Genomic DNA, 14123 nt, shown 5'->3' on the forward strand with positions numbered 1-14123 from the left:
TCTCTTTTTTCTTTCTTCATGTTATGAATGTCTTTCATATTCTGAATAATATATGCCTCTTGATATACACCTTTTTATGGACCGTGAGCGAAATGAGTGTTTTGTCGCAGTTTATAGGTGGGGGTTGCTGTTACTGGCGATAGTAGGAGAGGAAGTTGGAGAGTTTGCTCATTGCGTCGCGAAGCGTTTGCAAGCGCGGCAAGTAAACTACGCGGAAGTAGCCTGGAGTCTGCCAATTAAAACCTTTTCCGTGCACAATCAGCAACTTTTGATCGCGTAGCAAATCAAGCGCAAACTGTTCGTCGTCGTGAATGTTATAGCGGTCTGGATCGAGTTTTACAAACATGTAGAAAGCAGCATCCGGTCGCTCAACGCTTACGCCATCCATCTCCTGAAGCGCGTTATAGCAGTATTCGCGCTGCTCATACACGCGACCTCCCGGCTCCAAATACTTCTCAACGCTTTGGTATCCGCCCAAAGCAGTCTGAATAATCGACTGTGCAGGAACGTTCGAGCACAAACGCATATTAGACAGCATGTTAAGTCCCATAATGTAGTCGCGAGCCTTGGATTTATCTCCCGAAAGGCTCATCCAACCAATGCGGAAGCCAGCAATCATATGCGATTTAGAAAGTCCGCTAAAAGTTACGCAGAACACGTCTGGAGCAAGAGAAGCAATCGAAATATGCTTCTTGCCGTCCATAACAAGACGGTCGTAAATCTCGTCCGCAAAAATAATCAAATTAAACTCGCGCGCAATCTTAACAATCTCTTCCAAAACTTCGCGACTATACAGCACGCCCGTAGGATTATTCGGGTTAATAATCACGATTGCTTTAGTGCGCGGCGTGATTTTAGAGCGAATGTCGGCAATATCTGGGTACCAATGCGACTTTTCGTCACATATGTAGTGCACAGGAGTGCCGCCAGCCAAGCTCGCGCACGCGGTCCACAGAGGATAGTCTGGGCTTGGTATAAGAATCTCGTCGCCGCAATCAAGCAACGCTTGCATAGAAAGGTTAATCAGCTCGGAAACACCGTTTCCGGTGTAAATATCTTCCATTTGCACGCCTGGAATGCCCTTAAGCTGATCGTATTGCATAATCGCCTTGCGCGCAGAGAAAAGTCCGCGACTATCTGAGTAGCCTTCGCAGTCAATAAGCTGCTGCTGCATGTCGTAAATTACTTCGTCTGGAGCGCGGAAGCCAAAAGGCGCAGGATTTCCAATGTTTAGCTTTAGAATGTGTGTTCCGTTTGCTTCCATGCGGTTTGCTTCTTCAACAACAGGGCCTCGAACGTCGTAAAGCACGTGCTCAAGTTTGGTGGATTTGTTGAAGGTTCTATGTTTGAGTGTTTGGGAAAGTTCAGCTTCTGTAAGCTGTGGCTGATTTAATTGTGGTTCTTCTGCAGACTGGCAGTTTTGCTCGACTTTTGCGCAAGAATGACCGCCTTTTACTCCGTCACCGCTGATTCCAAGAATTTCAGCTAGCATGTTACGCACGTCTTTGCGAGGCTCAGTTTTGCCGCTTAAATACTGGCTTAACTGGCTTTTGCCAAGCTTATGACCGTTTTTTGCTGCAAGCTCGATTACGTCAATCTGCTTGTACCCTTTGCGCTTCATAGCTTTCTTAAGCTCATCAGCAAAATTCTGTGCCATAATCTGTCTTTCTTGTAAAATCGGCATTTATAAATTGAACAAGTTTATAACAAAGTTCAAAATATAAGTATTAAATTGAACTATTTGCTCAATATTAGTCGCAAAAATTATTTTTGTATAGTAATTTTTCAAAAAATGACGAGAAATAGTAAAAAATAGTAGAAATATAGTAGAAAAATTGAACTAAATTATAATAAATTGAATTTATTTTGAACTTTTGTGAATGTGTTTTATGGCTTAAGTTCAGGAATAATGCATGATTTACGCCATTGCGTGCGTTTTGTATAAGCTCTGTTAAGCGGTTTGCTACCATAAAAGCTATGTATTTCTTTACTCCGAGGCGCTGCGAATCTACCCAAAAAATCATGTACAAGAATAAAGGGCAGGCTCTTATGGCTGCGGAGCAGAGTCTACGAGAGCGCGGTGCGCAGTTGTGGGTTTATGCTTGTGAATATTGCGGTTGCTGGCATTTGACGCATAAGAATCCGGTAGATCGCATGTATTCCGATATGCGCTCGCCATCCGCAAGCGCAAAGCCGAAATCTAGAAAGCGCGGGTACAAGCCAAGACGGCGTTAAGTTAAAACGGCACTAAATTAAAACGGTGCTAAATCTTACGCAACGTTAAAACCTTGCCTTGCAACCTGCTCAACATCTTCTGCTTCGTGTTTTTTGGCAATATCGTCTGCTGCTATAGCAAGAATTTGTGCGCTGAAAGCATCAACTGGTCTGCTAGCATTTCGCAAATCGTAATATTGATGCACGCGATTGTCGAAATCAGCAAGATTTTCTAATAATTCAGCGTCGTCAGCAGGGTAGGTATTCTCAAAAATCTGCATGTCAGCGCTCATTCGCGGCTTTAATTCTGGGCTTTGCGCAGGCTTACCAATTGCCAGGCCGAGCACGGGGTACGTGTATTTAGGCAAATTCAAAATATCAATAAGCTGAGTTCTACTGTTCAAAATTGAACCGAGAATTACGCAACCAAGCCCCAAAGATTCCGCGGCAGTTTCCATGGCATGAAGCGCCAAAATAACGTCATTTTGAGCCTGTGTAAAGCGGTAGCGAGTTTTAAGCATAAACTCGTCGCTACTGGTATCTACGCCATTTTTGTGCGCAATTGCAGCGTTTCTATGTTGATCAATAATAAAAACGTACAGTAGTGGAGCTGTAGCAATATATGTTTGGTTGCCAATTTCGGAAAGCTTTTGCTTAATTGAGCTATCCGTAATTTTAATCGCTGACCAGTCGTTCAAAAACTGGCTACAAGCAGCGCGCTGAGCTACAGCTTCAAGAGTGACAACTGTATCGTTGTCAATTGCTTCGTTGCAAAAAGCGCGAATGGAGCGGCGATTCAGTAAAGTATCGATAGTTTCGTTGTGGCGTAAATTTGGCACGTTATTTCTTATTCCTTTCAGCATTCTCGTTTCAAAATAAGGCCATTTAGTTTATAAAATTTAATAAATTAAAATCGTTTTTGTGAGCGCAATTGTCTTTTTCTTTGCCTTCGCGCAATATAAAACAAGGTTCCGTGGCTTGCTAAGCGACCAACAATCGTAGTAAGAATCGCAGAAAATACTGCAAATCCAAGAGACAGTAGCAGCGGCTCTTCTTGCTTAATACGCTGCTTTTGCGCAATTTTTTCTTTAGAAAGATTGTTAGAACGACTATTAGAGTTTAAATTGATTTTTCTAGTATCAACATGTTTTTCCCATATTAAATGCGCAATCTGCCCTGCAATAAACGTTGCAAAAGAAGGAAGTACAGATTTTAGTAATGAATCTCCTAAAGTATTTTGATTTCTCAATCGGCGCTCGCGAAGGGCCTCAATCTTACGATTTGCTGCATTAAGTCGTTGTACGGTAGCTTGAGCCGCACGATGGCTTCGTTGAGTTTTAGTATTAGCCGATGATAATTGCGTCATATTTTCTATGTTAGTGGTAACGAAATACCAATTTTGGCGGTACCATGGAACAGTGATCTTGATTTGCGGCAAAGTAGCTGCATGTTAAGAAATGCTTACGTAAAACAATCGTGCTGCTAGGCGTCCAGTGCGATGTGTGTACATGGCGCTGGTGAGGAATGTGAAGACTATGCAAAATAACGGCACTAGAGAATCCTCTCAGAAAGAATGCTCAAAGCAGGGTTGCCTGGTGTTACTGCGTCACGGTCAAACAGCTTGGAGTGTGTCTGGCCAGCATACTGGTCGCACGGATTTGCCGCTTACTGAAGTCGGTGTCGAGCAGGCAAAAGAGGCTGGCGCTAGATTGCAGCGTGCGTTCACAAAAGGTTTTGATAAGGATTGTGTGCTTGTAAGTCCGCTTCGTCGCGCGCAGCAAACAGCTCAGTTTGCTGGTTTTGATTCGTATACTATTTGCGATAGTGCGCTGGAGTGGGATTATGGTGCTGCAGAAGGGCGCACGCGCGCTGATATTTCTGAACTAAGTGGAGTTGAGGCTTGGGATGTGTGGAAGCATGGTCCTAAAGTTCTTCCTTCCCACATGGTTAGTGATGCTAAAGAAGTGCTTCCTAGTGGAGAAGCAGTGGATGTGCACAGAACTTCTGGAGAAAGCTTGCAAGAGGTTTCGGATCGTACTCAAAAGATTATTGATATGGCAATGCCTAAATTGAAATTAGGTAAGGACGTGCTTATTGTTGCGCATGCTCATGTGTTGCGTATTCTTACTGCGCGCTGGCTTGGAGTAAACCCAGATTTTGCGCGACTTCTTCGTATGGATACTGCGCATTATTCTGTGCTTGGCGAGTACAAAGGCGACAATGTGATTGTGCATTGGAATTGCTGAAATACGGTTTAGAATTTCAGATATTTTCATATATTTTAGTGCGATTTGCGCAAATTTTTTTGCAAAGAATTTATCTATTTGAGTCTTGCGTTTGCTGTAATATTAGCTCACTACTGTGATTTATTCAGTATTCAATAGCAGTAATTAGTTAGTTTGGAAGAGATTAGCAGTATGTGGAAAGGTTCGATGATGAGTCGTTCAGTTAAGTCGATTATTGCGCTAGTGGTTTGCGCTGTTTTGGCGGCTTGCGCGTTTACTGCTTTCGGTTTTTCTAAGTCTTTTGGAGCAAATACCGATAGGTCTGCTAATGGGAAAGTTATTTTCTTCAACTTTAAGCCTGAAGCTACTGCTGCATGGCAAGAAGTTGCTGAAAAGTACACGAAACAGACTGGTGTTACAGTAAGCATAAATACACCAACTGGCGGTCAGTACGAAAAGGGACTAAAAACCGCAGTCGAGAAATATAAAAATAATCCAGATGAAATGCCTACGTTATTTCAAATTAACGGTCCTGTTGGCTACGCTAACTGGAAGGATTACACTGCGGATCTAACTAATTCTCCTCTTTATACGCAGCTTACTAATTCAAATCTTGCTCTTAAAGATGGCAATAAGGTTGTTGGTGTTCCATACGTTACTGAAAATTACGGTTTGATTTACAACAAAGCTTTACTCGCTAGGTATGCGGATCTTAAAGACGCAAAGTTGAAGCCGGAAGAAGACGGCACATCTTTTGAAGATCAAATAACTAATTTTGATAAGTTGAAGGCTGTTGCAGACGATTTGCAAAAACACAAGGATGAGCTTGGAATTGACGGTGCTTTTGCGTCTGCGGGATTTGATTTAAGCTCTGATTGGCGTTTTAAGACGCATCTTTCAAATATGCCTTTGTATTATGAGTTTGCTAAATATAATATTAATGGCCAGCCGCAGTCAATAAAAGGCGACTACCTTGATAATTACAGGAAGATTTTTGACCTTTATATTTCTGATTCCACAACTCCTGTAAGTCAGTTAAGCACTAAAACTGGCGAGGATGCTGTTTATGAGTTTGCTCTTGGTAAAGCTGTGTTCTACCAGAATGGTACTTGGGCTTGGGGTGATCTTTCAAAAGCTGGCATAAAGCCTGACGATGTTGGCATGCTACCAATTTACATTGGTGCTCCTGGTGAAGAGAAACAAGGCATGGCAACCGGTTCTGAAAACTATTGGTGCATTAATAGCAAGGCTTCAAAAAAGAATCAGCAGGCAACTAATGCCTTCCTTAGTTGGTTACTTACTACAAATTATGGTAAGGATGCTTTAGCTAATAAAATGGGCTTTACTACTCCTTTCAAAGGTTTCCCTAAAGCAGAAAATCCTCTTGTTCAGGCTGCTTCTGATTACACTGCTAAAGAAGGCAAAGTGCCTGTTAAATGGGTGTTTGTTACTATGCCATCTAACGGTTGGAAAGACGATGTTGGCTCTGATCTGCTTACATACGCTCAAGCAACAAAAGACGGTATGGCTTCTATTGGCGCTAATAAGGCATGGTCTACTCTTAAATCCGCATTTGTTGACGGCTGGGCTAAGGAATATAAGATTGCTCATGGGCAGAGTTAACTTAATTGAATAATTTGTTTTAAACTATGATCCTTAAGGGATTGCGCAATCGTTTGCCAAATTGTTGCGTAATCCCTTTAATTATTTCCAAAAATACGTGCTAATTTTATCGAATATATTAGAGTGTAGTGTTTTTATGACGACACGCGTTAATTTAGTTATGCTATCGTTTGCAATATTGCAGCAGTTGAGGCATAATAAATATTGTCGATAAGGACACCTAGAGGTGTGGCAGTCCAATGACGGGATTGTCGGCATAGGAGAAAGGTTCGATGATGAATCGTACAATTAAATCAACAATTGCACTGGTAGCTTGCTCGGCAATGGCTTTTGGCGCGCTTGCAGCTTGCGGATCCTCCTCAAGTGACAGCTCTGCTAAAGGTAAGGTTTACTTCTTGAACTTTAAGCCAGAAGCTGCAGATCAGTGGAAGGAAGTAGCTAAGGCATACACCAAGAAAACAGGTGTTGAGGTTAAGGTTCAAACTGCTGCTTCCGGAACTTATGAGCAGTCTTTGAAGAGCGAAATCAGTAAGGGTGATGAAGCTCCTACACTCTTCCAGATCAACGGTCCAGTTGGTTACGCAAGCTGGAAGGATTACACTGCTGATTTGAAGGATACTGAGCTTTATAGCCAACTTCAGAACAAGGATATTGCTTTGAAGGATGGAGATAAGGTTGTTGGTATCCCATATGCAATGGAAACCTACGGCTTGATTTATAATAAGGCTTTGCTCAAGAAGTACACCGAGCTTAAGGATGCTAAGGTAAAGTCTGCTGAAGAAATCAACTCCTTCGATAAGTTGAAGGCTGTTGCAGATGATATTCAAAAGCACAAGTCAGATCTTGGTGTTGAAGGCGCGTTCACTTCTGCTGGTTTTGATTCCAGCTCTGATTGGCGTTTTAAGACCCACCTTGCAAATCTTCCTTTGTACTATGAGTTCAAGGAAGATCATGTTACCAAGCAGCCTGCAAAGGTAAAGGGTAGCTTCCTTGACGGTTATAAGAAGATTTTCGATCTTTACATTACTGACTCCACTACACCAGCAACAAAGATTGGTTCCAAGACTGGTGAAGATGCTAATGCTGAGTTCTCCCAGGGTAAAGCTGTGTTCTACCAGAATGGTACTTGGGCTTGGGGTGACCTCTCCAAGGCTGGTATGAAGGCTGAAGACCTTGGTATGCTTCCAATTTATATTGGCGCTAAGGGCGAAGAGAAGCAAGGTTTGGCAACTGGTTCTGAGAACTATTGGTGCATCAATGAGAAGACGTCTGACGCTAACAAGAAGGCAACTAAGGACTTCTTGAAGTGGCTGCTTACTTCCGATGCTGGTAAGGATGCTTTGTCCAAGAAGATGGGCTTCACCACTCCATTCAAGAGCTTCGCAGATATCAAGTCCGACAACCCATTGACTCAGGCAGCTGTTGAAGATGCTAAGTCTGGTAAGACTCCAGTAAGCTGGAACTTCACCGTAATGCCATCTGATAACTGGAAGAACGACCTCGGCTCTGCTTTGCTTGAGTACGCTCAGGGCACCGGCAAGTGGGATAAGGTTAAGACAGCATTCGTGGATGGTTGGGCTAAGGAATATTCTCAGGCTCATGAAGATGACGACTGATCCATTAATAAATAAATAGACGTTGCACCTGCTGACGTAAGCAAGCAAAGGTGACGTAAGCAAATCCGCTAGGATACTGGCACATCATAGTGCTAAGTCCTAGCGGATTTTGTTATTTCGATATTTTGTTATTTCGATATTTTCTAGAAAACTACAAAAGGTCTATTCTTTTAATAATGCAGCTGTGCTTGAACGCACAATAAGTTGCGCTGGAACGATGCGATACTGATCTTCAACTTTCTCTGCGTTTATAAGCGCAAGCGTGATATTTGCCGCAGTAGAAGCAATATCAACTGGATCCTGTCTAATAGTAGTTAAGCCAGTTTCATGCGCATAAAAACTATCGTCAAAACCAATAATTGACACATCTTTTGGAGTAGAATACCCGCTGCGGGCAAGCTGAAACATAAGTGGTATTGCAATCCCATCTTCTTGGCATGCAATTGCTGTTGGCATAATTGAACTTCCAAGAAGCATAGAAACTATGGCACTTATGCGATCAGAATTAGCAGGTGCCACAATTTCTGTAGGTGTGATTCCGCTATTTTGGCATTCATCAATAAAAGAATGGTAACGCTGCAATACGCTGAAATGTAGTGAAACGTCACGAGTTGTGCGCACATATGCAATATTGTGATGCCCTAAACCGATTAAGTGGCGTGCCATAAGTCTTGCACCTTGGTCATCGTCAATATTGATAGTCGCGTCAAAATCGCATTTTTGTGGATATAAGCAGTTTATGCCAACAATTGGCACGCCTGTTGATTTAAGTTGTGCGATTTCGTTGGTATTTACGTCAAAGGAACACACAACAACAGCGTCAGCATTACGTCTAGTTGGGAGCATTGTGAAAAATTCGCTACGCTCTTTGCTGCTGGAAATCTGAAAAATTGACAAATCGTATCCAGCTGTGTGGAATACTTGATTCAATCCTTGAATAATAGATGCAGAAAACCATAGGCGAATTTGATCGCTAATCAATAAAGCGATGCGCAAGGTTTTACCAGATTTTAGTGCTGCTGCAGATTTCGAAATAGAAAAATTCAATTGTTCGGCAATGGCCAATACTTTATTGCGAGTGGATGCAGATACTAAGTTTGGTCGTGTAAATGAGCGTGACACAGTAGAAACTGACACATGAGCTTTATTCGCTACATCTTGAATATTTGCCGACATGTGAACTCCTTTATTCGCGTATAACAAACGTGTAGCACAGCCTTGTGTTTAATTGTTTAGTGCGAACTTTTATAGTTCGAAACAAACAAACGTTTGCAGACATTTCTATTCTAGCAAATTTTGCTGGAATGCCAACGATAATAAGCAATTTTTTAAAATTAAATTCTGATATTTGTTTGAAGTGACATATCGAAAATGACAACGTTTGACATAGCTAATTCATGTAGTAGAATGAAGTTATTGGTTCGGGACAGCGATGTCTACGTGGATGTCGCTCTCAAGGAGGAGAAAGTGACGAGTCATGATTAGTATGAGCGGAAAAGCAATACGTAAATGGTGGTGGTTATTTGCGCTGCCAACGTTTGCTGCGTTTGTTGTTGGCTTCTTAGTGCCATTTATTATGGGTGTGTACTTGAGCTTTAGAAAATTCACTACTGTGACTGATGGTAAGTTTGTGGGTTTTCGTAACTACTATAGAGCTTTAAAAGATCCGCATCTTGTTTATTCGTTTTTGTTCACAACGCTTTTTGCAGTTATTACAACAATAATTATTAATGTTATTGCTTTTGCAATTGCGTACATGCTTACTAAGAAGTTCAAGGGCACGACGATATTCAGAGCCGTGTTCTTTATGCCAAATCTTATTGGCGGTATCGTTTTAAGCTATATTTGGCAGCTCTTGTTAAATGGTATACTCGGCTACTTCAATCGTACGATTACGTTCTCTGAAGTATTCGGTTTCTGGGGCCTTGTGATTGTTGTTTGCTGGCAGCAAATTGGCTATATGATGATTATTTATATCGCAGGAATGCAGGCTCTTCCTGGAGATGTTATGGAAGCAGCTGCTGTCGATGGTGCAAGCCCAAGGCAGACTTTATTCAAGATTACTATTCCATTGATGATGCCTTCTATTACTGTTTGCACATTCTTAACAATTACCAACGGCTTCAAGCTTTTCGATCAGAACTTCGCATTAACTAACGGTGGTCCGTCAAGGAAAACAGAGATGTTAGCTCTTAATATTTATAGAACTTTCACTACTCCAAGATGTGAAGGCGTTGGTCAGGCTCAGGCAGTCATGTTCTTCATTGTCGTGGCTGTTATTGCTATGGTTCAGAATATGCTCACTAGGTCAAAGGAGGTAGCGGCATGAACGAGAAAACAAAGCATCCTGCGTTATGGACTGTGCTGTTCACTCTTATAAGCTTGTTATGGATTTTCCCTATAGCTTTAGTGGTACTGAATTCTTTCAAGTCTAAGGTTGATATTGCAAGCAATCCTTTTACTTTTAGTTCAAAATCGTTTGTTGGAATGTCTAACTACGTATTAGGTTCAAATCGTACTGATTTTCCAATGAGTTTCCTCTGGACTATTGTTGTAACTGTTGGTTCTGTAATCCTCATTCTTCTGTGCACGTCAATGTGTGCATGGTGGATTGTTCGTGTGAACAATTGGGCAGCAAAACTTCTATACGTTTTGTTCCTGTTTAACATGATTGTGCCGTTCCAGATGGTTATGTACACCCTTGCTTACATTACGAACACTTTAAAGTTGAATACTCCATGGGGATTGTGGATTATTTACTTAGGCTTTGGTGCAGGACTTGCAGTGTTTATTTTCACTGGTGTGATTAAGGGTATTCCGCAAGAACTCGAAGAGTCTGCAATGATTGATGGTGCTTCTGTACCACGTATATTCTTCCAGATTATTGTGCCGATTATGCGACCTGCTATTATTTCGGTTTCAATCTTGCAGGCAATGTGGATTTGGAATGACTTCCTGCTTCCATTCTTGACGCTCGATCTCAACAAGTATAAGACGATTTCTATAGCTGTTCAGTATTTGAAGGGTGGTTATGGATCTGTTGAGATGGGTGCCATGATGGGTTGCTTGGTTATGGCAATTGTTCCAATCATAATCTTCTATCTCATCTGCCAGAAGTACATTATCAAAGGTGTTATGTCTGGTGCAGTAAAGGGATAAATTAATTCTCCTCCAAAATTCAAGTGGCAGTAAAAGCGGCGGTGTGCACATACTATTACGTTTGTGCACACCGTCATTATTTTTTTAATAGTTACGCTAGTTTGTAATTAGGTGGTAGAGTTCGTTGTTAAAGGTATCTATAGATAGTAGAGCATAGGAATTGCGTCATAAAACCAGGAGATAGTATAGAATGATTTTCTCGTTTGGAAGCCCAGATTCAAAGTTTGCGCAAAGCATGGAAACATTTGCTGATGCCGTGTGGCTTACAATATTGATGATTTTAACAAGCATTCCTTTAATTACTATCGGTGCTTCTCTTTGTGCCGGTCATGATGCTGCAAGACGTACAGAGCAAGGTGAAGGACATATTACTGCAGCTTATTTTCGCGCGTTTGCTAGCAATTTTTTGGAATCTACTATTATTTGGGCTGTAATGGGGCCAGTTTTGCTTGCTATTATTTGGCTATGGCTTTGCGTGTGGTCTACTCCACTTTTAATTATTAAATTTATTCTGAGCATATTGTGGGTTATTGTTGCCGAATGGGTGTTTGCACTACAAGCGCGTTTTAAAAATTCAATTGATAAAACAGTGGTTAATTCTCTTATTTTTGGTATTTCGTATTGGAAAGAAACTCTTATAATGACACTGCTAGATATAGTGTTTATTGTGTTAATATTTGCATCAATCGTATATTTGCCGCAGGGTTTGCCTTTGTTGGTATTCATTGGTTGGGGATCGCTTATTATGCTGCATACTCCGATTTTAGAGCGGGTATTTGCAAAGTATATTAAGCAAGAGTAGTTGACAGTTATATGAATAATTAAAAAATTGGGGTAATCGGCAAAAAATTAATGAGGCGAGCACTATTATAGATGCTCGCCTCACATAGGACATCATGTAAGAAATATTTTAATTTGCTACTATGCAAATCATATTCCTTACGAGGGGGGAATAGAGTCAGTTCATCAGTAAACCAACTATTAGATTATACATGCTTCCGTGTATTTTCGCCGCGCATAACTGCCGTCATAGATAGCACTCGTGGTGACTTAAATACTTCATCGGTGTGAACTACACGACCATCAGCATCAGCAAGTGGAATACGCCAGTTTGGATACTCTGTACTAGTTCCAGGCTGATTCTGTGAACGCTTCTCGCCGACAGCGTCAACCAAAGCAACTTGCAAAAGCAAAGATGGGGAAGTGAGCATAATCGCATGCATAGCTTCCACAATCTCTTGTACATGGCCTTCAACATCCTCAGCAGCATCTTTGCTAATCCAGCCGTTCTCAAGAAGCATCTTCATCATTGCATCGCGTTCAGCTTGAGCAGCCTCCTGGAACGTTTCTACGGAGTCTGTAAGCAGATGAAGCTGCTCGCGAAGCTTGACATGCTCAAAGGCAAGATAACCAGCTGTAGGTGGCATATCGTGCGTAGTAACGGAAGCAAGAGCATACTCTCGATATGTAGACGGATTAGCGAAAATAATTTGCTTCTTTCCAGCCTTCTTAGTAGCAGCTTCAGCTTCGTCGTCGTGAGTGAACCATTCAACAACAGTGCCAAGCACGCCATGAGATGCAAGAACCTTAGAAACATACTTCGGAACAGTGCCCAAATCTTCGCCAATAACAACGCCGCCTGCGCGAGTTGCTTCAACAGTAAGAACTGCGAGCATTGCATCTACGTTGTAGTACACATATGCGCCGTTTCTAGCACCTTGTCCTTGTGGAATCCACCACAAGCGGAACAATCCAAGAACGTGATCAATACGAGCAGCTCCTGCGTGCAAGAACACGTTATGAACCATGTCTCGGTAAGCAATATAGCCAGTTTCATCCAAATAATTTGGATCGAATGGAGGTTGACCCCAATCCTGACCTTGCTGGTTGTAGAAATCAGGAGGAGCACCAACGCTTACGCCATTAGCAAATCGTTCCGGACTCCACCAAACGTCAGCACCGTAGCCGTGTACGCCAACTGCCATGTCTTGCATAAGACCAATTGCCATACCAGCAGCTTTAGCTTCAGCGTGAGCTGCAGCAACTTGCTCATCAGCAATCCACTGAAGCCAACGATGGAACTCAAACAAATCAGCGTGTTCGCGCTTAAGTCGCTCAATTTGCGGAGTGCCTTTGCCTGTAGTGTCAAACCACAAATTCTCGCCCCAAGGAGCACCCCAAACTTCAAACGCAACACACCAAGTTGCAAAAGCGTCAAGATCTTCACCAGAACGATGCTTAAACTCACTAAACTCGCGCTCGCGTTCGGTAGAACGAGGTTGCTTGAAAATAATACGCAACGCAGGAAGCTTGGCATCCCATGCAGCGTTGATATCTATAGGATTTGGATTATTGTTTTGAGGAGCAATAGACTCATGCAATTGCTCCACTTTGGCAAGATCCTCTCCGCTTAATTCAGCATATTCCGGAATATCTTGCGGACGAATATAAGTGACATTCAAGAACCTACGAGACTCAGGCAAGTACGGTGAAGGCTCAAGAGGTGTTACTGGAGCGCACGCATGAATTGGATTAATCAGCATAAAATCAGCCTTACCAATTTCTCCAGCATCCTTAAGTAGGCGACGCAAATCGCCGTAATCGCCAATTCCCCAAGAATCTTTTGAACGCGCAGAATACATTTGCGTCATGAATCCCCAACGATGCTTTTGCTTAACGCTTTCAGGCAACGGAATACGCGCAGGTGCAGCAATCAATGTAACATCAGCGTGTTGAGCTGTCTCGCCATTCGTGTTGATTACTTTAGCATGCAAAGTGTGGTAGCCCATTGGCAAATCATCCGGAAGCTCAATGAACAAATCTCCATTGTCTTCGGATTGAATATCGCCTAACGAGCCTTCATAATCTGTTCCATCTTCGAGTGTAAGAGAAATATGAATTTGCTCTTTTTTGGCATCTCCTGCGTGAATTGGTACGCAAGTTTTTGCGCCATTAAACGAAACGACAGTTGGTGGCAATAATTCGCTAGAGCGTTTGCGCTGAACCTTCTCGTATGAAATTGCAATATTGTCTTGAGTGTCGGCAGGCATGCCTAATGCATCAAGTACTCCAACTAATGCTTCATCTGTAATTTCGGTGTAGCTTCCTTGCTGATCAATATAAAAAGTGGCAACGCCGCACGCCTTAGCAAGCTTAATAAGTGGACGTGCAAGACGTTCTGCGCTTTCTTCCATAGGCTTATCAGCATCAGCTTTGCCAGTAGCTGTTGTTGTCATGGTGCTCCTTCTACTTTATGATTTGGCACATTCCTAACATCGTCGTAAGC

The 14123-nt window shown here is 42.2% G+C and carries 12 protein-coding genes; 7 read left to right on the plus strand and 5 right to left on the minus strand.

The window, feature by feature from the left end:
• Positions 1–130: 130 nt before the first annotated feature.
• Entirely contained in the window at positions 131–1657 is a 1527-nt protein-coding gene (locus HXT26_RS00395) for an aminotransferase class I/II-fold pyridoxal phosphate-dependent enzyme (protein ID WP_174163504.1), read from the minus strand.
• 320 nt (positions 1658–1977) lie between these two features.
• On the opposite strand from HXT26_RS00395, the gene HXT26_RS00400 reads away from it, so the two are divergent.
• Positions 1978–2235, plus strand: a complete 258-nt coding sequence (locus HXT26_RS00400; protein WP_041160536.1) for a hypothetical protein — start codon at positions 1978–1980, stop codon at positions 2233–2235.
• A 35-nt stretch (positions 2236–2270) separates the two neighbouring features.
• Here the strand turns inward: HXT26_RS00400 and HXT26_RS00405 are convergent, their stop codons facing one another.
• Both HXT26_RS00405 and HXT26_RS00410 read right to left on the minus strand, forming a co-directional pair.
• Positions 2271–3077 (minus strand): nitroreductase family protein, encoded by an 807-nt coding sequence (locus HXT26_RS00405; protein WP_004104837.1) that lies wholly within the window; start codon positions 3075–3077, stop codon positions 2271–2273.
• A 44-nt stretch (positions 3078–3121) separates the two neighbouring features.
• Positions 3122–3580, minus strand: coding sequence for a hypothetical protein (locus HXT26_RS00410; protein ID WP_064340163.1), 459 nt, complete (start codon positions 3578–3580; stop codon positions 3122–3124).
• Between the two features lie 169 nt (positions 3581–3749).
• Here HXT26_RS00410 and HXT26_RS00415 point away from each other — a divergent pair, with 169 nt between their 5' ends.
• The 3 genes from HXT26_RS00415 to HXT26_RS00425 all read left to right on the plus strand — a co-directional run bounded on the left by HXT26_RS00415 (position 3750) and on the right by HXT26_RS00425 (position 7678).
• Entirely contained in the window at positions 3750–4460 is a 711-nt protein-coding gene (locus HXT26_RS00415) for a histidine phosphatase family protein (protein WP_004118385.1), read from the plus strand.
• Positions 4461–4646: 186 nt separating this feature from the next.
• Positions 4647–6062 carry an ABC transporter substrate-binding protein gene (locus tag HXT26_RS00420; RefSeq protein ID WP_004104823.1) on the plus strand — a complete coding sequence of 472 codons (1416 nt, stop codon included), beginning with the start codon at positions 4647–4649 and terminating at the stop codon, positions 6060–6062.
• Between the two features lie 272 nt (positions 6063–6334).
• Positions 6335–7678, plus strand: a complete 1344-nt coding sequence (locus HXT26_RS00425; protein WP_004104821.1) for an ABC transporter substrate-binding protein — start codon at positions 6335–6337, stop codon at positions 7676–7678.
• A 162-nt stretch (positions 7679–7840) separates the two neighbouring features.
• Here the strand turns inward: HXT26_RS00425 and HXT26_RS00430 are convergent, their stop codons facing one another.
• Positions 7841–8854: a LacI family DNA-binding transcriptional regulator gene (locus HXT26_RS00430; RefSeq protein ID WP_004118390.1), complete on the minus strand. Its 1014-nt coding sequence runs from the start codon at positions 8852–8854 to the stop codon at positions 7841–7843.
• Positions 8855–9155: 301 nt separating this feature from the next.
• Between HXT26_RS00430 and HXT26_RS00435 the strand changes: the two genes are divergently transcribed.
• The 3 genes from HXT26_RS00435 to HXT26_RS00445 all read left to right on the plus strand — a co-directional run bounded on the left by HXT26_RS00435 (position 9156) and on the right by HXT26_RS00445 (position 11639).
• The gene (locus tag HXT26_RS00435; protein ID WP_004118392.1) at positions 9156–10007 is read left to right on the plus strand and encodes a carbohydrate ABC transporter permease; all 852 of its coding nucleotides are present in this window, start codon (positions 9156–9158) and stop codon (positions 10005–10007) included.
• Positions 10004–10837, plus strand: a complete 834-nt coding sequence (locus tag HXT26_RS00440; RefSeq protein ID WP_004104804.1) for a carbohydrate ABC transporter permease — start codon at positions 10004–10006, stop codon at positions 10835–10837. Before HXT26_RS00435 ends, HXT26_RS00440 begins: the two co-directional genes overlap by 4 nt.
• A 190-nt stretch (positions 10838–11027) precedes the next feature.
• Complete coding sequence (locus HXT26_RS00445; RefSeq protein ID WP_004104802.1) at positions 11028–11639, plus strand: DUF624 domain-containing protein; 612 nt, start codon at positions 11028–11030, stop codon at positions 11637–11639.
• Between the two features lie 184 nt (positions 11640–11823).
• On the opposite strand, the gene malQ is transcribed toward HXT26_RS00445, so the two are convergent.
• A complete protein-coding gene (malQ, locus tag HXT26_RS00450) occupies positions 11824–14073 on the minus strand; it encodes a 4-alpha-glucanotransferase (RefSeq protein WP_174163519.1) in 2250 nt (749 codons plus the stop codon).
• Positions 14074–14123: the final 50 nt, after the last annotated feature.

Origin of the sequence: Gardnerella sp. DNF00497B, assembly GCF_049262725.1 — a bacterium.
GTDB classification, from domain to species: Bacteria; Actinomycetota; Actinomycetes; order Actinomycetales; family Bifidobacteriaceae; genus Bifidobacterium; species Bifidobacterium leopoldii.

Bases quoted from the DNA above. Each gene is read 5' to 3' on its own strand.
- HXT26_RS00440 (WP_004104804.1), top strand. From the start codon at position 10,004: ATGAACGAGAAAACAAAGCATCCTGCGTTATGGACTGTGCTGTTCACT.
- HXT26_RS00445 (WP_004104802.1), top strand. From the start codon at position 11,028: ATGATTTTCTCGTTTGGAAGCCCAGATTCAAAGTTTGCGCAAAGCATG.
- HXT26_RS00400 (WP_041160536.1), top strand. From the start codon at position 1,978: ATGTATTTCTTTACTCCGAGGCGCTGCGAATCTACCCAAAAAATCATG.
- HXT26_RS00410 (WP_064340163.1), bottom strand. From the start codon at position 3,580: ATGACGCAATTATCATCGGCTAATACTAAAACTCAACGAAGCCATCGT.
- HXT26_RS00430 (WP_004118390.1), bottom strand. From the start codon at position 8,854: ATGTCGGCAAATATTCAAGATGTAGCGAATAAAGCTCATGTGTCAGTT.
- HXT26_RS00395 (WP_174163504.1), bottom strand. From the start codon at position 1,657: ATGGCACAGAATTTTGCTGATGAGCTTAAGAAAGCTATGAAGCGCAAA.
- HXT26_RS00435 (WP_004118392.1), top strand. From the start codon at position 9,156: ATGATTAGTATGAGCGGAAAAGCAATACGTAAATGGTGGTGGTTATTT.
- HXT26_RS00405 (WP_004104837.1), bottom strand. From the start codon at position 3,077: ATGCTGAAAGGAATAAGAAATAACGTGCCAAATTTACGCCACAACGAA.
- HXT26_RS00420 (WP_004104823.1), top strand. From the start codon at position 4,647: ATGATGAGTCGTTCAGTTAAGTCGATTATTGCGCTAGTGGTTTGCGCT.
- HXT26_RS00425 (WP_004104821.1), top strand. From the start codon at position 6,335: ATGATGAATCGTACAATTAAATCAACAATTGCACTGGTAGCTTGCTCG.
- HXT26_RS00415 (WP_004118385.1), top strand. From the start codon at position 3,750: ATGCAAAATAACGGCACTAGAGAATCCTCTCAGAAAGAATGCTCAAAG.
- malQ (WP_174163519.1), bottom strand. From the start codon at position 14,073: ATGACAACAACAGCTACTGGCAAAGCTGATGCTGATAAGCCTATGGAA.